This window comes from Acidaminococcus sp. HCP3S3_G9_1 (assembly GCF_052122455.1).
Classification (GTDB): Bacteria; Bacillota; Negativicutes; order Acidaminococcales; family Acidaminococcaceae; genus Acidaminococcus.
Map to the genome: position 1 here is coordinate 1 of NZ_JBQKCH010000046.1, position 616 is coordinate 616.

The window sequence follows — 616 nt, forward strand, 5'->3', positions numbered from 1 at the left end:
AGGAGTCAGCTGTCTAAGGTGGGGCCGATGATTGGGGTGAAGTCGTAACAAGGTAGCCGTTCGAGAACGAGCGGCTGGATCACCTCCTTTCTATGGAGAACCGAAGGAGTCCAAGGACTTACTTCTATTCTCGTCGACGCACATCTGTCAAGAACAATATTCGGTTCTCAGGGCTCGTCCCTGAACATGAACCTTGAAAACTTCATAGAAGAGACAAATTAAAGTCTTAGACATTGTGATGAATGTCTAAGCACCTCTGATCTAAATGCGAATTTAGAAACGAGTAACGAGAACTAGGCACACGTAAGTGTGACCTTAGTAAAGAACCGGAGTCTTAAAGCAATTTAAGATTCAAGCTCGCGAAGAGATTTTGGATGGATGCAAGGAACGGCGAGCATGGCGAAGGAGACTATACTCAAGTATGTCGACTGAGCCACGCGCAGACGTGACGCAGCAGACGCCAAAATATCGCAGCGAGGAAGTCAAGCTACTAAGGGCATACGGCGAATGCCTTGGCACTAAGAGCCGATGAAGGACGTGGTAAGCTGCGAAAAGCTACGGGGAGCCGCAAGCAGGCTTTGATCCGTAGATGTCCGAATGGGGAAACCCACCATCC

The 616-nt window shown here is 48.9% G+C and carries 2 rRNA genes; both read left to right on the forward strand.

Annotation, left to right across the window (positions count from 1 at the left end):
- Nucleotides 1-90 (forward strand): 16S ribosomal RNA (locus tag ACTQY1_RS11255); the annotation flags it as partial.
- Between the two features lie 390 nt (nucleotides 91-480).
- Nucleotides 481-616: ribosomal RNA gene (locus ACTQY1_RS11260) — 23S ribosomal RNA — on the forward strand; the annotation flags it as partial.